Consider the following 23298-nt stretch of genomic DNA (forward strand, 5'->3'; position numbering starts at 1 on the left):
ACGGGTAAACGACCACGGAGACCAAACGATGACGCCCTCATCTGATTTGACGCGTACCGAACGACTTCTGCTGGCTGCTGCCGCGATTCGCGGCGCCCTCGCCGGAGCCGTACGCGCCCTTATCACTTGGATGCTCGATCACCACACCCGCTGAGTGACCGCATGCTCGCCGCCTCCCCGGAGGGCGGCGAGCACACGGACGGCGAGGGCCGTGTTCCACGACGCCCTGCGGCCTCTCCAGCGCCGCATTGAAGGGGTGCAGCCAAGGTACGGCGGAAACCGGCAATAGGCTGAGCGGCCCTCGGGTTTGCGCTGGTGAGGGCAGGGTGTTCCCGGATGTGATCGATCTCAGCCCTCGGCGTAGTTGATCTTTTGGTACGTTCCTCGATCCGTATGGTTGATATTTACGGGTCTGAGGTTGTGGCGTGACGTCGATCGAGCGGACCGCGTATTCGCGGTTCAAGCGGTTCCTGTCGGCCCGGGAGTTGCACGTGTTCTACACGCACGCCGCAGACGGAGGAGATCGCGTGGGCGAGTGGGCAGGTGCGGTCGGACAACCACCTGCTGGCACTGATGGTGCAGCTGAAGTGCTTCAACCGGATGGGCTATTTCCCCCGGCTGGATGACGTCCCGGAGGCAGTGGTGGCCCACATCCGCCGAGATCTCGGGCTGGGCGAGGACGTCGCCGCGGTGTACGACTCGGACCGGACCCGGGGCCATCATCGGATGCTGATCCGCCCGCGTAGCGAGGTCGTGTCGGACATTCAGCAAGACCGCCGTCGTCGTCATCACCGCGAAGTCCGCCGGGCACAGGGTCTTGGGCCTCGCCACCGCAGACGTCCGTCTCGCTTGACCTCTTGCGCGTCAGTCCGGCAGCCAGTGCAGCTCGTGCGCCAGGGCTTTGGCGACGGCACGGATGCGGCGGTGTAGTGGCGACTGCTCGCGTGGGAGGACCAGGTGGAACGTCAGGCTGGGCGCGCCCCGCAGCGGTCGCCAGGTGAGACCGGCCGGTTGTGCCGTGGCCGCGGCTTCTCCGGCCGGGGCGAGGGTGACCCCGTCGCGCAGGTCGCGCTGAGACATGTCGAAAGAGACTGCGGGCGTGTGGAATCGGGGGTGTGGTCGGGTGTCTCGGAACAGTGCGGACAGCTGATCGTGGATCACGGGGTTGGCCGCACGGTCCGGGAGTCGCAGCGGATACGCGGCCGCGTCGGCGATCTCGATCTCCGGGTGTTCGGCCAGCGGATGGTGCTGCGCCAGCTGGACCCCGATGCGCGCACGCCGCAGCAGGAACCGGCGCACGCCACGGCCCGGCTGTTCACCGCGGGTGATCCCGGCATCGATGCGGCCGTCGGCGACCGCGGGGGAGATCTCCGGTGTCGCCATCGGGACCGCGCCGACCTCGAGTCCGCTGTTGCCGCGAATCAGCCTGTCCACCAGGGCCGGTGCCGTCTCGGCCCCGGCGCTGAGGCTGTATCCGATGCGCACCGTGCCCAGTTCACCGGCCGCCGTGCTCCGGGCGGTGTCCCATGCCCGATCCAGCGCCGCCAGCGCGGGCGGCGCGGACTCCGCCAAAGCCGCACCGGCCGTGGTCAAAACGACGCTACGCGTGTTGCGGACCAGCAGGGCCGTACCGAGTTCCGCCTCCAACCGGCGCATCCGGGCGCTGAGTGCGGGCTGTGCGATACCGATCCGTGCGGCCGCGCGGGTGAAGTTCAACTCCTGCGCCAGCACCAGGAAGTACCGCAGGCTCACCGTATCCGGCGCCACGTGCCCTCCCTGCCGATTGATAACGATCCGTTCTGAGTCTATCCCGTACCGGTCTTTCCCTCGGCCGCACATCAAGCCCTAACCTGCGCATATGGCAATTCAACTGACCGCAGTACCCGCGCCGGGATCGATCGATCTGAGTGTCAATTCGAAGTCGGACGTGTCCGGCCGAACACAGGAGGTTTCCATGGCTAAGGGCTACTGGGTCAGTGTCTACCCCGCCATTTCCGACCCTGAGAGGCTGGCTGCCTACGACAAGCTGGCCGGTCCGGCTGTCCGGGCTGGGGGCGGGCGCGTCCTGTCCCGGATCCCGTCCCGTGGCGGTCGAGTCGTCGCCCACGAGGCCGGAATCACGCAACGCGTCGTTCTGATCGAGTTCGACAGCTTTGAACAGGCCGTCGCGGCATACGAGAGCGAGGCATACCAGAAGGCGCTGGTGGCCCTCCCCGACGGCGTCGAGCGCGACTTCCGCATCATCGAAGGCATCGACTGACCGGCGGGCCCAGCCATCGCTGAGCATCCGTCACCTGAAACGCACACGGTGCTGAACGACGTCTCACGAGACGAGTTCGAAGCGATGCCCCGCGTCCCAGTTCGTCGTCGACGTCCTCGACGGCCTGATCCCTGTCGGCGGCTCGCCGCGCTACCCAACGTCGAGCAAATTGCCTGACTTGCCTGATACGGCGATCAAGCTCTGACCTGCCACAACGGCGATTTCGGTGCGGGGTTCGCGTTGCTGGCCGCCTACCTGCTGGTGCAGTCCACCTGGGTGCTGGTGGCCGGCTTCCGCCCGCACCACTCCCCGCTGGGCATCGCCTGGACCGCCGTCACCGCGGCGGTGATGTTCGCGCTCGCCTTCGGCAAGGCCCGCACCGGCGCGGCCCTGGACAACCCGGTACTGAAGACCGAGGGCCGCGTCACCCTGATCGACGGCCTGTTGGCCGCCGCCGTGCTGGTCGGCCTGGTGCTCAACTCCCTGGCCGGCCTCTGGTGGGCCGACCCACTGGCCGGGTACGTCCTCGTCTACTACGCGGTCCGCGAGGTCAAGGAGATCTTCTTCGGCGAGGACTGACCGCGCCAGCTGGCCGACACGAGCACGTCACCGGCCGCTCCGCGCAGGAAGCCAATCGGCCCGTGGGGGCGGAATCGAAGTCTTCTCCCGAGCGACGGGGCTCAGCGAGGGTTCGGCAAGTGGTTGTCGAGATCCCGTGGGTCCGGACGGTCTGTGATCTGGGGAGCGCTGGCCTCTTCGACGCCGCACTCGATGAGATGGCCTAGTATCGTCGCCATCTTCTCGGTGTCCTCGACCACGTTGACACGTGTGATCTGGCCCCAGCGCAGCTCGATCGTCTGGGCGAACTCGTTGTTGAAGGGGTGGCCGGCGACCGTACCGCCGGTCCGCAGGAGCGCCACGACCCGAGTACTCCCTGGTTCTTCGGTTGATGCTTCCGTCCTAACTCCTTGCTATCCGCGACGGCGTCCTGCGTCCACGGCTACTCGCCCAATTCCTCGGTTATGACCGAGCAGCGATCTCCCAGCCTTGAAGGCTGAAAGGCGTCCGCCGGCGGAAGGCAGTCACACCGGCGACGTAGTTTCGCTACGGACGGTCTCCCGCGGACTTCACGGTGAACGCGACGGACACGAGCCAGATGAGTCCGCCGAAGCGCACCACTGGCAGCAGGTAGCCGAAGCCGGCGGCCACCGGGGTGAATACGGCGAGCAGCCCGGCGACGGCGATGGCCAGCCCGGTCCAGGTGACAGCGCGCGGCAGCGTACCGGTGCGCATGCCTGCTGCGGTGACTCCCGCGATGAGTACCGCGAACGTCACCGCAAAGGCGACGCCCCCGGACATGAACGCCAGGTCGGCCAGGTCGCGGGCCCGGGCCGCCCCGGTGGCGCTTGCGCCGAGCCAGCCGAACACAGCGCTGGCGATCAGTGCGGCGCCGGCCGACACGCCGCCGATCAGCGGGATCGCTGTGCGCAGCCGCCGCTGCAGGACGGCCGCCGACCACACCAGCGGGGCCGTGGCGGCGGCCAATAGGACCGCGCCCAGCATGATCGCGGTGGGATGGGTTTGGCCGTACTGCAGAACCTCGGCTGCTGAAGCGGTCGGTTGTGGAGTGTTTCGGTTGGTCACCACGTAGGCGATGGTGAGCGCGACGTAGCTGAACACAGCGGCCAGCAGCGGCGTCTTCGACGGGGCAGTGGCGGGGACGGTGGTGGGGGCGGTGGTCATGGGTTCTCCTCGATAGATTTCCGGTACGCGGGGGGTTGTCCGATCACGCCCGGTGGTGGCGGTGGCGTTGACGGTGATGGCGGCGGCGCGTTGGCGGCGGGGGGTCACCGCGGCGATCCCGGCAACGACGCCGGCAATGACGCCGGCGACGATGGCGGTGAGCGTTCCCAGTGCCTGAATGACGGCTCCGGTGAACGCGCCGATTGCGCTCGGGTCGGCCAGCCGGGCGAAGTACGCCGGGTTCATCACGGCACCGACGGTCATCCAGACGCCCATCGCGCTACCGACCAGTGGAGACCACGGCTAACGCCGCGGCCGCCAGCGACAGCACGGCGCCCGGGACGCCGGACAGACCCGACACGGCGGTGAGCTGGATCATGATTCCCGGCGGCGGGCCGCTACTAGAGCTCGTCAAAGCTTGCGGTGGTCCGGGCGGTTGCGGCCACCTTGTCGCCGCGGGACAGGGCGGCCTCGACGAGGTTGCGCTTATTCCTGGACTCGGCGATTGGCGGGGCGGTCTTCCTGTTCCGTCACGGTCAGGTCTGCGGCGGGTTGAATGCCGCCGCGTGGTGGGCGACCCATTGGGCGTAGGTGAACGGCGGTCGCCCGGTGACCTCTTCGACGGTCGGTAGTGTTTGCGCGCTTTTGCCGTCCAGGGTGGCGAGTCCATCGAGGTAGGCGTCAGCCACCGGTGTGGGCATTCCGTGGCCGAGCAACTGCTGCCGGAATTGCTCGCGTGGTACCTCCTGGAACCGCACTGGCCGTCCGATCGTCTCCGCGATGATCCGCACGCGGTCGATCTGGGTCAGCGACTGTGGTCCGGTGAGGAGGAAGGCCTCGCCGACCCGTGCGTCGAGAAGGGCGCGGACGGCGACCGCGGCGATATCGCGGGGGTCGATCGGGGGCACTGCGGCATTGCCGTAGACACCGCGTACGACATCACCGTCGGTGATCTGTTGGGCCCAGACGAGGTCGTTGGTCATGAAGTAGTCGGGGCGGATGAAGGTCCACGGCAGCCTGGACGCGGCGACGGCTCGTTCGACCTGCAGGTGCTGTTCGCCGATCAGCCCGGGCGTTGCGTAGGTGACGGCCGCTGACGACAGCAGTACGACATGTTGCAGGTTGGCCTGCTTGGCCGCGTCTAGGAAGCCGTCGAGGGCGTTGTGGAGTGGGAACAGGAAGGCCCGGTCGATGCCGGTCAGCGCTTCGGTCAGGGTTTCGGGTCGGGTCAGGTCGCCGGCCACGACTTCGACCTGGCCGGGGAACGCGTGGTCGGTGGGGTTGCGGGTGAGGACGCGGACCTTCTCCTCCACCTCCAGCAGTTGGCTGACGATGTTGGCGCCGACGTTTCCGGTGGCACCGGTGACCAGGATCATGATTGATCTCTCCTTCTTCCTTGGGGCCGGTCTTCGGCCTGTGGGGCTTGTTCGGCCACGGGCAGGCCGTTTCTGGCTTGGCTGCCCTGGTGAGGGCGCCGGGGCCCATATGGTCCAGGCCGGTGCATCCCCGGCAGGGGAGTTTTGTGTCGATGCGGGATGGTCCGGTTAGAGCTGTCGGATTGCGGCGATGTCGAGTTCCAGCGCCACCGTCTTGCTGACCAGGCCGGCGGCGGCGGTCCAGTTCACGCCCCAGTCCTTGCGGTTGATCGTGGCGCTGCCCTTGAAATGGACCCGGAGGTTGCTCGACAGGTCGTCGCTCGACGGGTCGTGTTCGGCGCTGGTGAGTTCGAGGTTCACGGTGATCGGGTTGGTCACGCCGCGGATGGTCAGGGCACCGGTGAGCTTGAAGGTGGTCTCGCCGACCTGCTTCACCTCTCTCGAGGTGAAGGTGATGGTCGGGTGGTCGGCCAGGTTCAGGAACTTGCTGCGCAGGTACTCGTCGCGCTGCCGGTTGTGGGTCTGGATGCTGCCGGCCTGGATCGTGAGTTCGACGCTTGACTCGGACGGGTCGCCGCCGTCCAGGTACGCACCTCCCTTGAACTGGTCGAACTGTCCGCGCACCTTGGGGCCGATGGTGTGCCGGGCGAGGAAGCGAATCCGGGTGTGGGCCGGGTCGAGGGTGTAGCCGCCGGTCAAGTCGTTGAGCACGATCGTGGTCGTCATGTCACTCCTAGATGTGTGGGAGGAATGAGCCGTTGGGCTCCGAGCTGGCGGTGGGTCGCGCGAAGGCCGCGGGCGCTGCGGGGGGCGGCGACCCCGCGAGCGGAGTGGGGTCGAGGTATTTGACTTCGTAGACACGCTCGGAGAATTTCCAGCCCTCGAGGGTGCGCTGGTAGCGGTCGTGGTAGAGGGCGTAGTTCAGATGCGAGCTGCCGTCGCGCATCCGCCCGAACTCCTGGATGTAAGCCCGGCCGACCGCGGTGTCGCCGTCGATCTGGATGGTGCCGGGGTGGATGTTCTGCACGAAGAACTCCCAGAGCCCTTGCCCCCACGTGATCCCGGCGCGGATCTCGTCCCGGCCGACGAATGCCTTGCCGATGTGCGGCCACCGCATGGCGGCGTCGGGGGTGAACAGCGATGCGACGCGGTCGTAGTCGCGCATCATCACCGCGTCGGTGAGCTCGGCGCGCAGCGCCTCGATCTCGACGCGGTCGGCGATGGCCTGCATGTTGCTCATCGGTTCCCTGCCTTCTCGACGTGTCAGGTGGTGGTGTCCAGCATCGGGGCAGGTCAGCGGCGGAACAATGTAAGGTTTGTGGGGCGATCTATAACGTGGGGGTTATGTGTGGAGCTACGGGACATCGAGATCTTCCTGACGCTCGCCGAGGAACTGCACTTCGGCCGCACCGCCGAACGGCTACGCGTGTCCCAGGCGCGCGTCAGCCAGGCCATCAGCAAACAAGAACGGCGCATTGGCGTAGCGCTGTTCGACCGCACCAGCCGGCGCGTGAGCCTGACCCCGGTCGGTCGGCGCCTCCGCGAAGATCTGCAGCAGGCCTACGACCTGCTCCACGAGGGGCTGGCCCGCGCCGAAGCAGCAGGCCTGGGCGCGCGCCAGACCCTCCGGCTGGGCGTTTTCGGCCATGCCGGATATGAACTACGCCCACTCGTCGACGCGTTCCGCGCCCGCTATCCAGGCAGTGACGTCCAGTTCAGCGAGGTCACCGGCGGCGACCCGTTCGCCGCCCTACGCACCGACGACGCCGACGCGCACGTGCTGTGGTTGCCGGTGGCCGAACCGGATCTCACCGTCGGTCCCACAGTGCTCACCAGCGGGCGTGTGCTGGCGGTGTCGGCCGACCATCCGCTAGCCGATCGCGGCAGCGCGTCCCTGGAAGACCTCGCCGACAACCACGTCGTCGACCTCGGCCCCGGCGCCCCCGAGTACTGGGTCGCCTCCATGGTCCCCGTCCGTACGCCGCTCGGCCGCCGCATCCCGCGCGGGCCTATCGCGCGCACCTTCCACGAGATCCTTGCCCTGGTCGCCGCCGGACACTGCGTCCACCCGCTGGGCGAAATCGCCGCCCGCTACAACAGCCCTCCCGGCATCGTCTTCGTGCCCATCCGCGACGCCCCCGCGCTTCAGTTCGCCTTGATCTGGCGGTCCACCGCCGATAGCCCCGCCATCCGCGCACTGGCCCAGACCGCCGCCGACCTCGGCCCCATCTCGCTGAACCAAGCCCACGTGGACACAGCCGACGGGCAGCTTCCAGGCGGGGCCATTTCAGACCGTCACACCAACCCGAATTGATCACCAAGTGAGGCCCTGCGCTGGGGCGACCTGAGCCGCGATACGGGCGCGGTCCTCGGCGCCCAGCCTCGACCGCATGACATCCTCTCCCAGCTCCAGGCACCGCCGGACATGCTCCACCACCACCGGCGGCACCTCACGGGACTTGGCGAAGCGGCCCAGCCGCTGAAGGATCTTCAGCGCGAGCGTCGGTGCCCGCAGGTGCTCATCGGTGTCGGTCTTCTCCCGCGCCCGCGCCATCTCCTCGGCCGAGGGGGAGTAGAAGAGGTACAGCTCACGCGTCATCACCAGGCGCGGGAACACTCGATAGGCGGTCCGTTCGACCGACGTCACCACACACGCCTCCCGGCTCGCCCCGCCGGCGGACGAGACACACCGTAGCGAGGCGAACGCGCACCAGCAGGCGAAGAAGATCACAGCTTCATCACCCTCGCTGCGCAACCCTTGTCACCAAGATCATCCCGATGTGGGTTTGGGCTTATGCGGTCTGACCCCTCTCAGGGACGCCGTTGAGCTCGCTCTCCCGGGCCAGGGCCTTCAGGCCGGCGACGAGGTCACCGTGACGTTTCGCGGCGTGGTGGGAAGTCCCAGCCCTGACGCTGTGGTCACCGTCCAGCGTCTAGGCCCACGCGAATACCGCTGACCGGGCTTCAGGGGAGTGGATCGATGCGCACTTCTGGCCACAGCGACCGCAACGGCTCGGATTCGCCGGTGGAGTTTGGAGACCTTCCACCTGAGCGCTGGTGCAATGCGTCTCACGCTCCAGCATCGCGCCGCAGCCGCCTGCACCAAGGCCACGACACGCGGTGGCAAGACGCACGTGGCTATAGCCATCTTCACCAGCGCGTCGCCGTGGCCGGAACCTGGCCGCAGCGAAGCCCCAGCCAGGTTCGCCCCCTGGCGGACGCCAATCGACAACGGGCAACCATCCCCTGGCGCTAACTGTAGTTAGTGCTGGTGCGAGAGTGCGGCCGCCACCCCCGCACGCCATGTCATGCGCTCTGAGCACCACTGACCAGGAGGAGAGGACTCCCGTTGCACCCGTCCTTCGAAGGGCTCCACGACCAGCACGCTGACATCGCGGCCCTGCTGGACCAGCAGCCGGCCCCGCTCGACATCCCCGCGTTCTGCGAAGCGCTCAGCGCCCACCTCGGACGCTCGATCATCGCCGCGCCCTTCGACCCCGACAGCATCGGGGCGGACGCGTCGACGTGCTTCTGGGCCCAGATCGAACGCGGCGACGTCCGCCACACCCTCATCGCCTACGCCGCCACCCCGGCCATTCCCGCAGACCAGCAGGCGGCCTGCTTCCTGGACATGCTCGCCGACATGCTGCGCACCGAGTCAGCCGACGACGACGCCGCACTCGAACGCCTGGCGGGCACCTTCGCCCCCGACCTCCTGGAGTTCGGCGGGCTGGACCTGATCAAGCAACTCGCCGCGAAGCCCGAAGAGCCAGCCACGCCCCAAGCTCCCCGCTCGAACGTGGCCGATCGACCGGCCACGAGCGGCCCACGTTCGAGCGGGTCAGCACGCTGGCACGCTAGCTTCGCCCATGATCGAGAAGGTCAGGACAACATCGCCCCCAGGCCAGCCAGCCATGCCTAGCCGCCTGGCCTGACGCTTCGTATCTTCCGGTACAAACGGCGCAAGTCTCGGCACCCGACAGGCGAGGGGCAGCATGGGGCGGTTCTGGGCATGGCTCACGACGGACAAGAGCAGCGTCAACGGACAATCTCCCGCCCCGCCACCGCCACCAGACGTCCCGCGCATCGAGCCCCGCATGGCAACCGACCTCGGCGAAGCCCTGACGGCCTACTGGCACAACAGACACTGGCTGGGCATGGACGGCTTCATCAAATGGCTGTACGACACCGGCCAGATCTCCGAGGCCAGGTTCGCGCTCAAGGAGATCAAGAAGATGCCGGACCCTCCTGCCAGCCTGCTAAAGCGGCTGCGCCCGATCGAGAAACTGCTGGAGGCTCGGCTACACGAGCAGTTGCCGCTCCCCCCGCCTGACTCCCATGCTCGCGGTGACCTGGCCGACGCCGCTGGAATCCCATGAATGGAATCCCAGCGATGGGCCGACCAGGACGAGCCGCCTGCGAGGCAGCAGGAACGCCGCCGCTACGCCCGCGACGGCGGCGGCCCGGCCGAGCTCGCGCTGCTGGTCGAACGCGACAAGCTCGCCGCCGGCTTGCCCAGCATCCAGGCGGCTGAGCGCGCTGAACATTGGCTGCAGCAGGACCGGCAGCAGCCTCGCGATCGCCTCACTTCGGTCCCGTGCGGGGCTGGGGACGATCATCGTGGTTGATCTTGTCGCCCAACTGGGCGGCAAGATCAACCAGGGCTGCCGGGTGTCTCAGTCAGGCTTGTCTCGATCGCGGCCAAGAGCTCTCGAAGTTCAGTCACGACCTGCTTCACGGCCCCGGGGTTGTTGTGTGTGGCCTGGCGGATGCCGTCGACGGCGATGAGGCGAGTCGCACACCCGCGAGGCCACCCGGCTCAACCGCCGACCGGGCGAGGCGGGCGCGAACCTGCCCCCGGAGGCGTTCAAGCAGGCGCCGGCGACCGTCGAGGCGGCGGCCCCTGGGACCGGCGGCGGGTGGACGGTGGGCCAGTTACGCGCCGCGCTTCGGAACCAGAGGAACCAGACCGTGAAGTTCCCCAAGCCGCGCTTCTACCGGGTAGGCGATCGCGTGCAGCTGTGCGGCGCCTACGACGTCATCGGCTACGTACGAGAGGTGCGCCGACGCAACCATCCGCCGTACTTCGGGTGCCTAGTGTGGTGTCCACCAACGTTCACCGGCTCCGATGATCACAGATGGGCCGTGCGTATGAGTGCGTGAGGCCTGGGCGAACTGGGCCCAGGCCTCATCTGTTGAGCTCTGGCTTATGCGCGGCTGAAGAGCCACTCGGGGGTGTACCCGCCGGACGGAAGGATTGCGACGTGCGGGGGCCAGATACGGAGGAGGCTCGGGGCCAGGAAGAAGGAGTCGCTTGAGGCGGCTGAGGCGAGCAGGTAAGTGTCTGGCTCTTCGTCCGGACCTTGGGAGACTTGCCAGGTGAAGGGCTGCTTGGATCCTCTGATCATCATGTCAGCTTGGTTGGGGTCGCGGTCGCTTCCCAGGTAGAGGCCCGATACGACATTGCGCAGGGTGTAGGCGTCCGATTCGGAGCTCACCTCCCACTTCTGTGTGGGGTTGCCATCCCGCTGGAGCAGCAGGATGGGTGCGTCAGGGCCCTGGTGGGTGAGCTGGCCTCCGGGGCCCATGATCGTGTAGATGCCGTTGGGAATGGGCTGGTTACTGCTCATACAGTGCCTCCCGTATGTAATCGAATTACGACTGCCTGTAGCCACCTACCCCCACGACTCTCAAGGCTCTCCCCGAGCCGCTGCAACTTCTAGATGGAACAGTCCGCGAGTGCGGTATCCACGAACCTTCGCGGATCGGCGTAGGTCGTCAAACCCTCGGCACTCCCTAAGCCCAGAGCCGGTGGACCGCCGCGCTGTCCGGCTTCCAACAGCGTCACCTGCCCGCTGTGCACGCCGCCCAGGCACGCGGCCCACAGCTGGCCAGCGATCTCGGGCTCGGCGCCGCCCAGCCACAGCTGGTGGGCGCGTGAGCGGCACTCACCGCGCGGCGCTGGACATCCAGCCCGGCTGGTACATCCACCTCGCCGCCGCCGCCGGCGGGTGGACGCCCGTCCTGGTCCGGTTCGACACCATCACCACTGACGGCCAGCCGCGGGCGTGGTTCCTGCTTCCCGACGTGGGCTTGATCGGCGCGGACGCCACCGACCTGATCCTCAGCCGCACCCTCGCTGAGCACCTCTGCTCTGCCAACGTCGACCCGTCATGACGACCGGGCCTCCGGTGCTGCCGCGTTCGCCGCACCTGAGGCCCGACCCCATCCCCACCCGCTCCTAAAAGGCGTCCTCCTCCCGAAGGCGTCCCCAGCCCCAAAGTAGGTCGACCGTTGCAGGTCAGAGGCGTGTTCCGGGCGGCGCGGAGGCTGGGGTTTCGGCGGCGGGAGGGTGGTGCTGAGATGTGGCCGAATCCGCTCAGAGAACATGACCCATGCGCTGACCTGCGGCTATGCCACTTCGGTTCTGGGTTGTCGGCGCTAGTTGGCGGCTGGGGACGCCTTCGGGAGGAGGACGCCGAATGCTTGGCTCGGCGGGCGAGTATGCCGATCACGGCCGCTTACGTCGCGGCGGCCTCCGTAACCTCGGTGCGGGTCGGTTCCTGTGGGTCTGGGCTGGCGCCGTCATAACGGGGTAAACACCACGCTGCCGTAACAGTAAGTGGCTGACGCGTTGCGATAGCTGGAAGGTTGTCGCGTGTGGCACACCAGCCGCATCGTTCACAGTGCAGGGAGAACCGATGATGCGCACCGTGCCTGCGGCCGTAGCCGCCGCTGCCTTGATGGCCTTGTCGCCGCTCGCCCCGGCGTGGGCCGTCCCTGGCACTCTGATAATCGGCGGAATCGGCATCAACGACCCGCATGGCTGCTACCCCGTCTGGATCCAGGGGGGAGCACGCGTCGAAAACCACACCCAAGTGCAGGTCGCCGAATATCTGACGGGTACCTGTGACCTCACGAATCTTGGTGGCTACGGACCAGGGGAGTCTTTCCACGTCGAGTATGGCCACAGCATCAAAGTCCCGTCGGTGTAGGGCCATGACCTGTTCCGGAGACGCGAGCAGGAGCCGCGAGCTATCCGGTGTTGGATGGGGTCAAGCGGCTCCTGCCAGTCACCGCCAGGAGTCCCGCGCCTGGATCACCATGCGCGGGCTCCCCACCTGCCCGGCGACGGGGCGCAGCGACGGCCAGTGGCACCTGTACGGCCCGGACGGCGAGATCGACATCGACGGCTTCGGCCTGTTCGGCCACATCCGTGCCGCCGACCAGACTGACGCCCAGCAAGCCGCAGCCGCCGCCGTCACCGATTAGGTCGCTTGCCGACACCGAAGGTTTCAGCCGGTGTGCTCTTAGCTAGGGCCGTAACCTCCAGGTGTAGGGCGCAATTGCCGCAGTGTCGACGTCGGTGTCGGGCCAGCGGCGGCGCAGCACCTCGGCCGTCGACCGGCACCAGCCGGCGAAGTGGGGGAAGACCCCGGAGGCGTCCGCGGAGCGCGCCCCGGCCTCCAGGCCCGCCACCAGCTGGGTCCGGGAGTCGTCGCCGGGCTCGCGCTTATCCCGGTGGCGCAGGCCGTTGGATCGGATCGCCGTCCAGACCGCCGCCGCTGAGGCGAGGCCGAACCCGAACCGCCGGTCGTCCTCGGCTTCGAGGATGCCGCGCGCCAGGGCGGTGCGGAACGCGGCGAGGTGGCCCGGCTGGCCGAAGCGCTGGGCTTGGCTCCGGGGGCGTTGCGGGGCTACGGGCGGCGGGCTCACACCCGGTCCGATCACCTGGGCCAGGTCGCCAAGTACCTGGGCTGGAAACAGGCCGCGACCGGCAGTCCGGAGATGAAGGAACTGGAACAGTTCCTCACCGATCGGGCGATGGAGCACGATTCGCCGACGTTGTTGTTCAACCTGGCGCGCGAGTATCTGATGTCGGCGAAGGTGATCCGGCCCGGGGCGATCACGTTGGCGAAGATGGTCGGCGCGGCCCGGGCGGCCGCCGGTGAGCTGACCTCGCACAAGGTGGCGCACTTGCTGACCACGCAGGTCCGCTCGGATTTGGATCTGCTGCTGAAGGTCGATGCCGGGCTGGGGTGCACCCGGTTGGAATGGCTGACCAAACCCGCAACCGAGGCCTCGTCTACGGCGGTGAAGACCTCGATCGACAAGCTTGCGTGGCTGCGCGCGATGGACGCGCACCAGTTGGACCTGTCCGCGCTACCGAACGAGCGGCGCCGGTTCCTGGCCCAGGTGGCGCGCCGGTCCACCAATCAAGGGTTGGAGCGGCGTCGCGAGCGCCGGTATCCGATCTTGCTGGCGTTCGTCGCCCAGGCCGCGATCGATCAGTTGGATGAGGTGGTGGCGCTGTTCGACCAGGCCGTCTCGGCGCGGGAGTCCCGGGCGAAGATCAAGACCGATGAGGCGTTGGTGGAGCGGGCCAAGACTGGCGAGGCCCGGCAGTTGCTGCTGCAGGTGATCTTGCCGGTGCTGGCCGACCCCGGGGTTCCGGACGAGCGGGTGGGCGGGTTGCTGCGGGAGCGAATCGGCATGGGGAAGTTGCGGGAGGTCACCACGGGCGGGTGGAAGGCGCTGCCCAAGGATCACGGCCGCCTGTCGGAGATGGCCTCCTCCTACTCTTACCTGCGGCAGTTCACCCCGCCGGTGCTGGCGGCGATCGATTTTCACGGCGGGCCGGGCACGGCCGAGCTGATGCGGGCGGTGGCGATCTTGAAGGAGTTGAACCGGACCGGCGGGCGTAAGGTCCCCGACGGCGCGCCGACGGTCTTCGTGCCCACTCGCTACGCCGACTACCTGGAGAAGGCTCGCAAGGGCGGCGATGACACCGCCTTTCGCCACTATTGGGAGCTGTGTGTGCTGCTGGGCCTGCGGGACGGGTTGCGCAGCGGGGATGTGTTCGTGCCGGGATCGCGCCGCTACGCCGACCCGGCTACCTACCTGTACACGCCCGAGCAATGGGAGCCGCGCCGGGCCGAGTACTGCCGGTTGGTCCGCAAACCGGCGATGGCGGCTGAGGCGCTGGAGCAGGGCAAGCAGGAACTGCACACCGCCCTGGCGGAGCTGGAGACCACGCTGGCGGGCGCCTTGCCGGACGACACCGGCGCGGTCCGCCTGGATGACGACGATCATCTGGTGCTTCCGCCGCTGTCGGCCGAGGACATCCCGGCCGAGGCCAAGGAGCTGAAAGACGAGCTGGCGGGCATGTTGCCGTTCGCGCCGATCGCCTCACTGCTCATCGAACTCGACGCGCGGACGAAGTTCCTGGACTGCTTCACCCACGCCGGGGGTAAGAAGCTGGCCGGCTCGCCCGAGCTTAAGCGCAACATCCTCGCGGTGCTGATCAGCCAGGCCACGAATCTGGGGTTGGCCAAGATGAGCGAGGCCAGCGGCATCTCCTACGACACCCTCGCCTGGACGATGGAGTGGTATGTGCGGGAGGAGACGTTGCGCGAGGCCAACACCTGCGTCGTGGATCATCACTACGGGCTGGCGTTGGCCAAGGTGTTCGGCGGCGGCACCATGTCCTCCTCCGACGGGCAGCGCTTTCCGGTGCGCGGCAAGAGCGTGACCGGGCGGACCATGACCATCCACGGCGGGCAGGTGTTGTCCACCTACACCCATGTCTCCGATCAGTGGTCGACCTACGGTACGAAGATCATCGTGCCGACGGCGCGGGAAGGACACTTCGCGCTGGATGAGTTCCTCGGCAACGCCACCGATCTGCCGATCGTCGAACACGCGACCGATACGCACGGTGCCACGCTCATTAATTTTGCCCTGTTCGATTTGGTGGGGAAGGCGTTGACGCCGCGGATGCGGGATCTGACCCGGGTCACCTTGGTGCGTGACGACACCCCGACCGAGATCGGCAAACTCTACCCGCACGCGGGGCCGCTGCTGGGCGCCCGGTGGAACGAGGCTCTGGTGGCCGAGTGCTGGCCGGATCTGCTGCGGATGGCCGGGTCGCTGAAGTTCGGGCAGGCCACCGCGTCGTTGATCGTCGGCAAGTGGTCGGCGGCTTCACGGCAGAACACCCTGGCCACCGCGCTGAAGGAGTGGGGGATGCTGCGCCGTACCGTGCACACCGCGAAGTATTTGTCGGATCCGGCGTATCGCAGGAAGATCACCCGCCAGCTCAACAAGGGCGAGAGCCTGCATGCGCTGCGCCGTGACCTGCACTACGCCCAGCAGGGCATGGTCACCAAGCCGCACCTGTCGCAGCAGACCGAGCAGGCGTGGTGTTTGACCGTGTTGACCAATTGTGTGGTGACCTGGACCACAGAATATTATTCCAAGGCGGTCCTCGACCTGCGCGCCCAGGGCCGCGACGTCCCCGACGAGGTGCTTGCTCATATTTCGCCCGGGCACAGCGACAATATCAACTTCTTCGGGGCGATCCACGTCGACGTCGAGGCGGAGTTGGCCAAGCTGAGTGACGGCTGGCGGCCGTTGCGCCCCGCCCAGCTACGGGAGCTGGGCCTGTGAGCAGCCGGGACTGGCCCGAGGCCACCGCGTTACCGATTCGGGGTAAGGGGCGCGGGCCGGGGTCCGGAAGGCATGTCGAGGTCGAACCGGTCTCGGGCGTGGGCGGCCTGGTCAGCGACCGCCCACGTAGGTCCTTCATAGACCAAGTGTCTCGACCCATGTCCCTGTCGGTCGGCGAGTCGGTTGGCTGTGGCGAAGACTGCGATGTCGGGCTGGAACCGTCGGAGGTGTCCACGTTGAGGGTGGGCAGGTCGAGGGAGATCGGGACGAACGATTCGATCGGGCTGTTGCCTGCCGTGATGGCGTTGAGCAGGTCGGTGTCGGCGTGTGCGGCGCGGTGGGTGTCATGGCCGGCGCGTCCGCCAGGCGATCCGGTCGTGGGCGGGGTCTCAGAGGAGGAACTGCTCCAGCAGTGGCGCCAGGACGTCGGGTGCCATGTCGTGTGGTGCGTCCACGCTGTGGCGCCGCCCGTGAGGCAGTAGGTCGGTGACTGTTTGTGCGGCGTCCCGTCGCCAGGCGGCACTGTGCGTGCCGTCGATGACCAAGGTGGGGACGGTGATGGTGGCCCTCCAGTGCACGGGCAGGGAGTAGTCGCCCATCACGGCCATGTCATAGGCCAGGGTGTGGGCCATGGCTTCGAGGCTTCGCCACTGGGGAGCCGAGCGCATCGCAGCGATGACCTCGGCCGGCGTCTCCACAGCGGTGGTCAGGAAGAGTTCGACCGCGTCGCCTCGGCGATCTGCCCGCACGAGCTTGTCGAGCTGTGCGGTGAAGTCCAGGGGTATGGCTGTGCGGGTGCCGTCGATGATGAAGGGCGGCTCGATCAAGACCAGTCCGGTGATCGGCACGCCGCGCGCAGCCGAGTCGGCGACAAGGACGGCACCTGAGGAGACGCCGAGGGCGAACGCGGCCCCGCCGGCCTGGCCGAGAACGGCTGTCAGGTCCTCGATCTCCCGGACGACCGTGTACGGCTGGGTGTCCCCGCTCCCGCCGCGGCCGCGGCGATCATAGGTGATCACGGTGAACCGCGGCGCCAGCCGTACGGCCAGCGAGGTGAAGTCCGTCCGCTCGTTCAGTGCGCCGCCGACCAGGATGAGTGGCGGGCCTTGGCCCCATCGCTCGACGGCAATAATCGTTCCGTCGGCCGAGGTGGCGGTGGCCTTCGTTCCGCCATGCGCCCCGCCATCCGGGGTGCCCGTCGCCGGGCGCGGCTCACGGTAGAGGTCGCTGGCCTGGATGAGCAGGCCGCCGTGCCCAAAAAGCCGTGGCTCGTTACGGTCGGTCAGTTCCTCGTAATAGGCGACGTACTGCCTGCGGGTCTCCTCGAACTCGCCCGAGTCGCGCAGGCGGTCCAGGCAGAAGGCCCGTACGGTTTCCAGGAGCCGGTACCGCGAGCCGGTCGTCCCGGTCAGCGGCGAGACCAGGGAACGATCGACGAGGCGGGTGAGCAGGTCGGCGACGTCACCAGGGCAGATCGCCTCCGCCGCCTGCAGGCTCCACGCGTCGGGGTGGATGGCCAGTCGGCGCAGCACGGTCCGTTCTGGCTCGGTGAGCAGGTCCCAGCTCCATTCGATCATGGCCTGCAACGTCCGCTGCCGGTCCGGCGCGCCGCGACGGCCGGTGGCGAGCACCCGGAAACGATCGTCGAGACGCGTGGCGAGATCGTGGATCTCCAGGGCGCGGACGCGGGTCGCCGCCAGTTCGAGCGCGAGGGGCAGGCCGTCTAGTCTGCGGCAGATCTCCACCACGGCCGGGGTGTTGGCGGGAGTGAGCTGGAAGTCGGGCTTGGCAGCGGTGGCCCTGGCCACGAACAGCTGGATGGCGCTGGATCGCGCCACGGCGCCGGAGTCGGTGGCCGAGGACGGCAGGCCGAGCGGCGGGACCGGCCACACCTGCTCGCCGAGGATGCCAAGGGGTTCGCGGCTGGTGGCCAGGATCCGCAGATGCGGAGCGGTCCCCAGCAGCTTGTCGGCCACCGCGGCGACCTGCTCCACCACGTGCTCGCAGTTGTCCAGGACCAGCACGCGCTCCCCGTCGGGCTGGGTGAGGTTCCGGATCGCCTGGAGGAGGTCCTGCTCACCGGCGGAGGCGTCGAGGGCGGCCAGCTCCACCAGATAAGCGTCGTCCAGATCCCGGGCGACCTCCAGGGCCAGGCTGGTCTTGCCCACGCCACCCGGCCCGGTGAGCGTCACGAGCCTGCCGCTGCGCAGCCGGGCCCGAACACGTTCCACTGCCGTGGCCCGGCCGATCAACTCGGTCATGGCGGCGGGCAGATTCGTCCGAGCCGACGCTTCGGCCGGTACTGCGGCCAGCGCGGGATCCTGGCTGAGAATCGCCTGGTGGAGGCTGACGAGGTCGGCGGCGGGGTCCAGGCCCAGCTCGTCGGCCAGGCGGGTGCGGAGGTCACGGTAGGTGTCCAGCGCCTGGCTGTGCCGTCCTGACCGGTACAACCCGCGCATGTAGACCGCGCGCAGGCGCTGCCGTAACGGATGTCCGGCTACGACCTCGGCGAGCTCGGCTGACAGCAGGTGGTGCTCACCCATCTCCAGGCGGGCCTCGGCGTGCTCCTCGATGACGACCATCCGTTCCTCTTCGAGCCGGTCGATGGCCGCGCGAGCGAAGGGTGCCTCGGATACGTCGGCGAAGGCCGGGCCCCGCCACAGCGCCAGCGCGTCGGCGAGAAGCGACCTGCGGGTACGTGGCTCGGCGACTGTCCGCGCACGCTGGGCCAGTCCCCGGAACCGGCCTACATCCACCGCATCGGCGGCTACTCGCAGCATGTAGCCCGGCGGCTGGGTCACCACCAGGTCCCGGCTTCCCGGCTCCGCCTCCTCCAGCGCCCGCCGTAACTGGGAGATGCGGGTCTGCAGGGTGCTGGTGGGATTGACCGGAAGGTCATCGCCCCACAGATCGTCGATCAGGGCGCTGATCGACACCGGGTGGCCCTCTGCCAGGAGCAGGTCCGCCAGCAGGGCGCGGACCTTCGTGTCGGGAACCCGAACCAGTGCACCGTCATCTGTCCAGACGGCAAGCGGACCAAGCACGCCGAATCGCATGCCTCAGGCTAGTGGTTCAAGGTCACCGGAAGTAGTTCTGAAGCCGTTCTGAAGCCTCCGCCGACAAGCTGTGGACATCAGCCAGACAGACGGAAGGAACCCCGAGATGACCGCCATCACAGCAACCGCCCGCCGTACCGACTGTTCGCCTCAGGCCCGGATCACCAAGTCCCTGCTGGGCTGGGGGGTGGTCGCAGGTCCGCTGTATGTGGTCGTGACCGGCGTGCAGGCACTGACCCGCGACGGGTTCGACCTCACCCGGCACCCGGCCAGCCTGCTGGCCAACGGCGGCCCCGGCTGGATCCAGATCGCCAACCTCATCCTGGCCGGTCTGATGACCGTCGCCGCCGCGGTCGGAATGCGGCGGGCGGTGCGGGCTGGCAGGGGCCGCGTCTGGGGGCCGCGTCTGGTCGCTCTGTACGGCACGGGCTTGATCTGCGGCGGGATCTTCCGTGCCGACCCGGCTTTTGGCTTCCCGGTCGGAACGCCCGACGGGCCCGGACCGGTCAGCTGGCACGGTCTGCTGCACTTCGTCGGCGGCGGGATCGGCTTTCTGGGGTTGATCGGCGCCTGCCTGGTGTTCGCCCGCGCCTACGCCGCCCTCGGCCGCCGCGGCTGGGCGATCTACAGCGGGGCCACCGGGATCGTCTTCTTCGCCGCCTTCGCCGGGATCGCCTCCGGCCCCGGGAACGCCGTCATCAACCTCGCCTTCACCGCGGCCGTGGTGCTCGGCTGGGCCTGGATCAGCGCCACCTGCGTCCACCTGATGCGACAGGCGGCCTAGGTCATGAGATTCCAGACCATCGTCCTGAGCAACGGCAAGACCGCCACCGGGATCGAAGTGCCGGCCGAGATCATCGAAGCCCTCGGCTCCGGCCGGCGACCGAAAGTCCGCGTCACCATCGCCGGCTATACCTTCCGCAACTCGGTGGCACCGATGAACGGCACGTACATGCTCGGCCTGAACGTCGACGTCCGGAAGCAGACCGGCGTGGCGGCCGGCGACACCATCGAGATCGACCTGCAGGTCGACACCGAACCGCGCGAGGTCACCGTTCCGGCTGACTTCGCAGCGGCCCTCGACCGCGAACCGGAAGCCAGGAACACCTTCGACCGGCTGTCCTACAGCAACCGCCGCGCCCACGTCCTTTCGATCGAGGGTGCCAAGACCGACGCCACCCGCCAGCGGCGCATCGACAAATCCGTCTCCACGCTGGCCGCTGGGAACATCCGCTAACCGGCCCAGTCCCACCCGCCCGTCGCACGTCAATCGTCCAGCACTGCCAAACGAATCGGAAGAGATCATCATGACCTTCGTCACCTCCCAGGACGGCACTCACATCGCCTACGACAGCATCGGTTCAGGCCCGGCGGTCATCGTGATCGGCGGAGGGCCGGTCGATCGGAGCGCCGAGTCGCCGCTGGCCGCACTGCTGGCCGAACACTTCACCGTCTACAGCTACGACCGGCGCGGCCGCGGTGAGACCGTAGACACCGCTCCGTACTCGGTCGACCGCGAGTTCGACGACCTCCAGGCCCTGATCACCGAGGCCGGCGGGTCCGCGATGGTCTACGGCACCTCCGGCGGCGGAATGATCGCGATCCAGGCCGCCGCCCGCGGCCTGCCCATCACCAAGCTGGCCCTATGGGAGGTCCCTTACATCCTGCCCGGTACCCGCGAGCCCGTCCCCGCCGACTACCGCGACCAGCAACACGCCCTACGCGCCCAAGGCCGCTTCGGCGACATGATGGAACTCTTCATGCTCAAGGCCGTGCTCATGCCCGCCGAGTTCGTCGAAGGCATGAAGGCCGCTCCGTTCTGGGAGGCGATGGCGGCCGGGGCGAGCTGCCTGGCCTACGACGCCGACGTCGCCGCAAACTTCGCCCTGCCCTCCGAGACGCTGAAGTCAATCACCATCCCCGCCGTCGTCATAGACGGCGCGACCACCCCGTGGATCACCGCCGCGGCCGAGGCGATCGCCGATGCCCTGCCCGACGCCCACCGCACCACGCTGCACGGCCAACCCCACAACGTCGACGCGGCGGCCATCGCCCCCGCCGTCACCGATTTCTTCGGAGCGAACCGATGAGGAAGATCGTCGCGCAGTTGTTCGTGTCCGTCGACGGTGTCATGCAAGCCCCTGAGGACTGGCACTTCCCCTACTACGACGAGCGGATGGCCGAAGTGGTCGCCGAGCAGTTCCACCAGTCCGACATCCTGCTTCTGGGCCGGACCACCTACCAGGTATTCGCCGACTCCTGGCCAGGGCGCGGCAGCGAAGTACCGCTCGCGGACCGTATCAACACGATGCCCAAACTGGTCGCCTCCACCACCCTGAACACCGTGGCATGGCAGAACAGCACCCTGATCAGCGGCACCGTCGCCGACGAGCTCACCAAGCTCAAGCAGCAGCCCGGCCGCAACATCACCATCTCCGGCAGCCCCACCCTGGTCCGCTCACTGCTGCATGACGACGTCCTGGACGAACTCCAACTGCTGGTTCACCCGGTGGTTCTCGGCCACGGCCGGCGCCTTTTCGAGGAAGACGGCTTGAACAAGTCACTACGCCTGGCCGACTCTGAGGTCTTCAAGACCGGCGTCGTCCACCTGACCTACCAGCCGGCGGTTCCCCAGTAGAAGACGCCCTCGTAGCCGGTACCCCTGCAATGGGATATCGGCTACAACCATGTCGGCCACTATGGCGAGGCGACCCCACGTTTCGAGCGGGGCCGGCCGTCGCGCAGGACCCGACACCGCCACCTGCTGCTCGCCGCAGGCTTCTCAGCGATCGTCCAGGCCACCAAGCCGCCGTGCCCGCCACAGTGACCGACGATCGTCTCCTCATAAACGACCATTTCCGGGAGGAAGATCGAAAAGGGTCGCCGTGGGCGGCCCGGCCGCCTGATCCGTTCCCGCAACTCGTTCTCACTCAATCGACGCCGACCCCTGTTCCGGGAAATGTTTATGAGAGACTTCCGGGCATGACGGGCCCTCATACCCCCTCCCGCGCCGACGCCGCCGACGCCGTCGAGCGCCACACCTGCCCGCGCTGCCTGGCCCAGCCCGGCTCGCCGTGCCGATCTCGCTCAGGCGCCGTTGCCGGGATCTACCACACCGGCCGGTTCAAGAAGGTCGCCCGGCTCGCCAAGCTGCTGCGGGTGCCGACCCCGGCCGACCGGGGCCCCGGCCAGCCCTGGCGGCCCGGCACCCCGCCGCCGGCCGCGCCCGAGACCGGCGCCCCGGGCGCCGACATCCGCATCGGCTACGCCAGGTGCTCCCACCTCACCCAGGAACTGCAGTCGCAACTCGACGCCCTGGCCGCGCACGGCATCGGCCGCGACAAGATCTTCTCCGAGAAGATCAGCACCCGCATCCGAGTCCGCCCCCAGTTCGAGGCCGCCCTCACCCTGGCGCGCGAGATCAAGGCCCATGCCCCGCACTGTCGCGTGCTGTTGACCGTGTACGAGATGAAGCGGCTGGGCCGCGACGCCGCCGAGCTCACCGCCCTGGCCGACCACCTGAGCGCCCACGGCCTGATCCTGGAGATGCTGGCCGGCCCGCTGCCCGGCATCTACGACCCCACCGGGCCCGGCCGCATGCTCTTCGGCTTCTTCGCCGCCATGGCCGAAACCGAGCGCGAAGCCATCCGCGAAGCCACCCTGGAAGGACTCGACGCCGCCGCCCGCAAGGGCAAGCACGGCGGCCGGCCACCCGTCATCACCGACGACATGCTGCACACCGTGCTCCGCCGCCGGGCAGGCGGCGAATCCGTCGAACAGATCCGCCCCGACCTGATCATCGCAACCGGCAAGCGCAAAGGTCACAACCCCGGCCTGGCCAGCATCTACCGGGCGCTCGCCGAGCACGAGAAGGCCCAGGCCTACCCCGAAGCCGTCGTCCAGGCCCGCGCCGACTTCGCCGACCTCCACACCGCCGGGTGACCTCGCGACCTCACGACGGCAGCAACTCCGGCGTGCCCTCGCTCATGGCCCCACCGCAAGCGATCTCATACCCAAGTCACAGAGTCCCCGCATAGTCGCAGGTCAAGGGCATATCCGACGAAAGTTTCGTCAGGACTACCGGGACCCCTTATAGATGGTGGAGCGGCTGACACCCACCAGCCGGGCGATGGAGGCGACGATGGCGTCGGGCTGAGCGAGCAAGGCGCGAGCTCACCACGCCCCTGCAGACCTGCCCCAGCTCGAAGGACCGCAAGATCTCAACGACGTCTTTCGGGTCACCTTCATCAACCATCGCGAGACGACCCTACGAGCCCCAGCCACAGCAAGATCCAGAAGTGGTGCCCAAACTCGTGACCACGGCGCACCCCAACGATCAGTCGGTGGTGCTCAAACCCGTGACGAACTGGTGCTCGTTCCCGCGTTCATGGCCAAGCGGGCGATCGCCATGCCC

Annotated in this window: 27 protein-coding genes; 16 read left to right on the forward strand and 11 right to left on the reverse strand. The window is 68.1% G+C overall.

The window, feature by feature from the left end; all coding sequences use genetic code 11:
- Positions 1–450: 450 nt before the first annotated feature.
- Positions 451–930, forward strand: coding sequence for a DUF4158 domain-containing protein (locus tag AC3EO4_RS52165; RefSeq protein ID WP_431903807.1), 480 nt, complete (start codon positions 451–453; stop codon positions 928–930).
- Here the strand turns inward: AC3EO4_RS52165 and AC3EO4_RS52170 are convergent.
- Positions 865–1767, reverse strand: coding sequence for a LysR family transcriptional regulator (locus tag AC3EO4_RS52170; protein WP_379580818.1), 903 nt, complete (start codon positions 1765–1767; stop codon positions 865–867). The two genes, AC3EO4_RS52165 and AC3EO4_RS52170, sit on opposite strands and share 66 nt — an antisense overlap.
- A 91-nt stretch (positions 1768–1858) precedes the next feature.
- On the opposite strand from AC3EO4_RS52170, the gene AC3EO4_RS52175 reads away from it, so the two are divergent.
- Positions 1859–2260, forward strand: coding sequence for a DUF1330 domain-containing protein (locus tag AC3EO4_RS52175; RefSeq protein WP_431903726.1), 402 nt, complete (start codon positions 1859–1861; stop codon positions 2258–2260).
- Positions 2261–2500: 240 nt separating this feature from the next.
- The gene (locus AC3EO4_RS52180; RefSeq protein ID WP_431903728.1) at positions 2501–2839 is read left to right on the forward strand and encodes a cation efflux transmembrane domain-containing protein; all 339 of its coding nucleotides are present in this window, start codon (positions 2501–2503) and stop codon (positions 2837–2839) included.
- A gap of 101 nt (positions 2840–2940) precedes the next feature.
- Here AC3EO4_RS52180 and AC3EO4_RS52185 read toward each other — a convergent pair whose 3' ends face one another.
- The 5 genes from AC3EO4_RS52185 to AC3EO4_RS52205 form a co-directional block, all read right to left on the reverse strand.
- Positions 2941–3180, reverse strand: coding sequence for a nuclear transport factor 2-like protein (locus AC3EO4_RS52185; RefSeq protein WP_431903731.1), 240 nt, complete (start codon positions 3178–3180; stop codon positions 2941–2943).
- A gap of 184 nt (positions 3181–3364) precedes the next feature.
- Entirely contained in the window at positions 3365–4267 is a 903-nt protein-coding gene (locus AC3EO4_RS52190; RefSeq protein ID WP_431903733.1) for a hypothetical protein, read from the reverse strand.
- 272 nt (positions 4268–4539) lie between these two features.
- A complete protein-coding gene (locus tag AC3EO4_RS52195) occupies positions 4540–5379 on the reverse strand; it encodes an NAD(P)H-binding protein (protein WP_379580823.1) in 840 nt (279 codons plus the stop codon).
- 168 nt (positions 5380–5547) lie between these two features.
- Positions 5548–6105 (reverse strand): YceI family protein, encoded by a 558-nt coding sequence (locus tag AC3EO4_RS52200; RefSeq protein WP_379580824.1) that lies wholly within the window; start codon positions 6103–6105, stop codon positions 5548–5550.
- A 7-nt stretch (positions 6106–6112) separates the two neighbouring features.
- Entirely contained in the window at positions 6113–6619 is a 507-nt protein-coding gene (locus AC3EO4_RS52205) for a nuclear transport factor 2 family protein (protein ID WP_431903737.1), read from the reverse strand.
- A 108-nt stretch (positions 6620–6727) separates the two neighbouring features.
- Between AC3EO4_RS52205 and AC3EO4_RS52210 the strand changes: the two genes are divergently transcribed.
- A complete protein-coding gene (locus tag AC3EO4_RS52210; RefSeq protein WP_379580826.1) occupies positions 6728–7693 on the forward strand; it encodes a LysR family transcriptional regulator in 966 nt (321 codons plus the stop codon).
- Here the strand turns inward: AC3EO4_RS52210 and AC3EO4_RS52215 are convergent, their stop codons facing one another.
- On the reverse strand, positions 7694–8029 hold the full coding sequence (locus AC3EO4_RS52215) for a DUF4158 domain-containing protein (RefSeq protein WP_431903740.1): 336 nt from the start codon (positions 8027–8029) through the stop codon (positions 7694–7696). It abuts the gene before it with no gap.
- Positions 8030–8728: 699 nt separating this feature from the next.
- On the opposite strand from AC3EO4_RS52215, the gene AC3EO4_RS52220 reads away from it, so the two are divergent.
- From AC3EO4_RS52220 to AC3EO4_RS52230, 3 genes are all read left to right on the forward strand, one after another.
- Positions 8729–9301 carry a hypothetical protein gene (locus AC3EO4_RS52220; RefSeq protein WP_431903743.1) on the forward strand — a complete coding sequence of 191 codons (573 nt, stop codon included), beginning with the start codon at positions 8729–8731 and terminating at the stop codon, positions 9299–9301.
- 175 nt (positions 9302–9476) lie between these two features.
- Complete coding sequence (locus tag AC3EO4_RS52225) at positions 9477–9758, forward strand: hypothetical protein (protein WP_431903746.1); 282 nt, start codon at positions 9477–9479, stop codon at positions 9756–9758.
- A complete protein-coding gene (locus AC3EO4_RS52230) occupies positions 9759–10007 on the forward strand; it encodes a hypothetical protein (protein WP_431903748.1) in 249 nt (82 codons plus the stop codon).
- A gap of 579 nt (positions 10008–10586) precedes the next feature.
- Here AC3EO4_RS52230 and AC3EO4_RS52235 read toward each other — a convergent pair.
- Positions 10587–11009, reverse strand: coding sequence for an RICIN domain-containing protein (locus AC3EO4_RS52235; RefSeq protein ID WP_379580831.1), 423 nt, complete (start codon positions 11007–11009; stop codon positions 10587–10589).
- A 307-nt stretch (positions 11010–11316) separates the two neighbouring features.
- Between AC3EO4_RS52235 and AC3EO4_RS52240 the strand changes: the two genes are divergently transcribed.
- The 3 genes from AC3EO4_RS52240 to AC3EO4_RS52250 all read left to right on the forward strand — a co-directional run bounded on the left by AC3EO4_RS52240 (position 11317) and on the right by AC3EO4_RS52250 (position 12651).
- Positions 11317–11556 carry a hypothetical protein gene (locus tag AC3EO4_RS52240; RefSeq protein ID WP_431903751.1) on the forward strand — a complete coding sequence of 80 codons (240 nt, stop codon included), beginning with the start codon at positions 11317–11319 and terminating at the stop codon, positions 11554–11556.
- Between the two features lie 524 nt (positions 11557–12080).
- On the forward strand, positions 12081–12374 hold the full coding sequence (locus AC3EO4_RS52245; RefSeq protein ID WP_379580833.1) for a hypothetical protein: 294 nt from the start codon (positions 12081–12083) through the stop codon (positions 12372–12374).
- Positions 12375–12483: 109 nt separating this feature from the next.
- Complete coding sequence (locus AC3EO4_RS52250) at positions 12484–12651, forward strand: hypothetical protein (protein WP_431903753.1); 168 nt, start codon at positions 12484–12486, stop codon at positions 12649–12651.
- Positions 12652–12693: 42 nt separating this feature from the next.
- Here the strand turns inward: AC3EO4_RS52250 and AC3EO4_RS52255 are convergent, their stop codons facing one another.
- On the reverse strand, positions 12694–13095 hold the full coding sequence (locus AC3EO4_RS52255; RefSeq protein ID WP_431903756.1) for a hypothetical protein: 402 nt from the start codon (positions 13093–13095) through the stop codon (positions 12694–12696).
- Between AC3EO4_RS52255 and AC3EO4_RS52260 the strand changes: the two genes are divergently transcribed.
- The gene (locus AC3EO4_RS52260; RefSeq protein WP_431903757.1) at positions 13027–15828 is read left to right on the forward strand and encodes a Tn3 family transposase; all 2802 of its coding nucleotides are present in this window, start codon (positions 13027–13029) and stop codon (positions 15826–15828) included. The two genes, AC3EO4_RS52255 and AC3EO4_RS52260, sit on opposite strands and share 69 nt — an antisense overlap.
- 389 nt (positions 15829–16217) lie before the next feature.
- On the opposite strand, the gene AC3EO4_RS52265 is transcribed toward AC3EO4_RS52260, so the two are convergent.
- Entirely contained in the window at positions 16218–18884 is a 2667-nt protein-coding gene (locus tag AC3EO4_RS52265; protein ID WP_431903759.1) for an alpha/beta fold hydrolase, read from the reverse strand.
- Positions 18885–18990: 106 nt separating this feature from the next.
- On the opposite strand from AC3EO4_RS52265, the gene AC3EO4_RS52270 reads away from it, so the two are divergent.
- From AC3EO4_RS52270 to AC3EO4_RS52290, 5 genes are all read left to right on the forward strand, one after another.
- Positions 18991–19668, forward strand: a complete 678-nt coding sequence (locus AC3EO4_RS52270; protein WP_379580837.1) for a DUF998 domain-containing protein — start codon at positions 18991–18993, stop codon at positions 19666–19668.
- Between the two features lie 3 nt (positions 19669–19671).
- Positions 19672–20121 carry a YdeI/OmpD-associated family protein gene (locus AC3EO4_RS52275; protein WP_431903762.1) on the forward strand — a complete coding sequence of 150 codons (450 nt, stop codon included), beginning with the start codon at positions 19672–19674 and terminating at the stop codon, positions 20119–20121.
- A 70-nt stretch (positions 20122–20191) separates the two neighbouring features.
- Positions 20192–20974, forward strand: a complete 783-nt coding sequence (locus AC3EO4_RS52280; protein WP_379580839.1) for an alpha/beta fold hydrolase — start codon at positions 20192–20194, stop codon at positions 20972–20974.
- The gene (locus AC3EO4_RS52285) at positions 20971–21522 is read left to right on the forward strand and encodes a dihydrofolate reductase family protein (RefSeq protein WP_379580840.1); all 552 of its coding nucleotides are present in this window, start codon (positions 20971–20973) and stop codon (positions 21520–21522) included. The genes AC3EO4_RS52280 and AC3EO4_RS52285 overlap by 4 nt, the downstream gene beginning before the upstream one ends.
- Before the next feature lie 344 nt (positions 21523–21866).
- On the forward strand, positions 21867–22826 hold the full coding sequence (locus tag AC3EO4_RS52290) for a recombinase family protein (RefSeq protein ID WP_379580841.1): 960 nt from the start codon (positions 21867–21869) through the stop codon (positions 22824–22826).
- A 135-nt stretch (positions 22827–22961) separates the two neighbouring features.
- Here the strand turns inward: AC3EO4_RS52290 and AC3EO4_RS52295 are convergent, their stop codons facing one another.
- Complete coding sequence (locus tag AC3EO4_RS52295; protein WP_431903809.1) at positions 22962–23048, reverse strand: hypothetical protein; 87 nt, start codon at positions 23046–23048, stop codon at positions 22962–22964.
- Positions 23049–23298 lie beyond the last annotated feature (250 nt).

This window comes from Nonomuraea sp. bgisy101 (assembly GCF_057708945.1).

Coding starts and splice junctions, on each gene's coding strand:
- AC3EO4_RS52175 (WP_431903726.1), top strand. CDS start 1,859: ATGGCAATTCAACTGACCGCAGTACCCGCGCCGGGATCGATCGATCTG.
- AC3EO4_RS52190 (WP_431903733.1), bottom strand. CDS start 4,267: ATGACCGTCGGTGCCGTGATGAACCCGGCGTACTTCGCCCGGCTGGCC.
- AC3EO4_RS52195 (WP_379580823.1), bottom strand. CDS start 5,379: ATGATCCTGGTCACCGGTGCCACCGGAAACGTCGGCGCCAACATCGTC.
- AC3EO4_RS52200 (WP_379580824.1), bottom strand. CDS start 6,105: ATGACGACCACGATCGTGCTCAACGACTTGACCGGCGGCTACACCCTC.
- AC3EO4_RS52205 (WP_431903737.1), bottom strand. CDS start 6,619: ATGAGCAACATGCAGGCCATCGCCGACCGCGTCGAGATCGAGGCGCTG.
- AC3EO4_RS52225 (WP_431903746.1), top strand. CDS start 9,477: ATGGCAACCGACCTCGGCGAAGCCCTGACGGCCTACTGGCACAACAGA.
- AC3EO4_RS52230 (WP_431903748.1), top strand. CDS start 9,759: ATGGAATCCCAGCGATGGGCCGACCAGGACGAGCCGCCTGCGAGGCAG.
- AC3EO4_RS52235 (WP_379580831.1), bottom strand. CDS start 11,009: ATGAGCAGTAACCAGCCCATTCCCAACGGCATCTACACGATCATGGGC.
- AC3EO4_RS52245 (WP_379580833.1), top strand. CDS start 12,081: ATGATGCGCACCGTGCCTGCGGCCGTAGCCGCCGCTGCCTTGATGGCC.
- AC3EO4_RS52250 (WP_431903753.1), top strand. CDS start 12,484: ATGCGCGGGCTCCCCACCTGCCCGGCGACGGGGCGCAGCGACGGCCAG.
- AC3EO4_RS52265 (WP_431903759.1), bottom strand. CDS start 18,884: ATGCGATTCGGCGTGCTTGGTCCGCTTGCCGTCTGGACAGATGACGGT.
- AC3EO4_RS52270 (WP_379580837.1), top strand. CDS start 18,991: ATGACCGCCATCACAGCAACCGCCCGCCGTACCGACTGTTCGCCTCAG.
- AC3EO4_RS52275 (WP_431903762.1), top strand. CDS start 19,672: ATGAGATTCCAGACCATCGTCCTGAGCAACGGCAAGACCGCCACCGGG.
- AC3EO4_RS52280 (WP_379580839.1), top strand. CDS start 20,192: ATGACCTTCGTCACCTCCCAGGACGGCACTCACATCGCCTACGACAGC.
- AC3EO4_RS52285 (WP_379580840.1), top strand. CDS start 20,971: ATGAGGAAGATCGTCGCGCAGTTGTTCGTGTCCGTCGACGGTGTCATG.
- AC3EO4_RS52290 (WP_379580841.1), top strand. CDS start 21,867: ATGACGGGCCCTCATACCCCCTCCCGCGCCGACGCCGCCGACGCCGTC.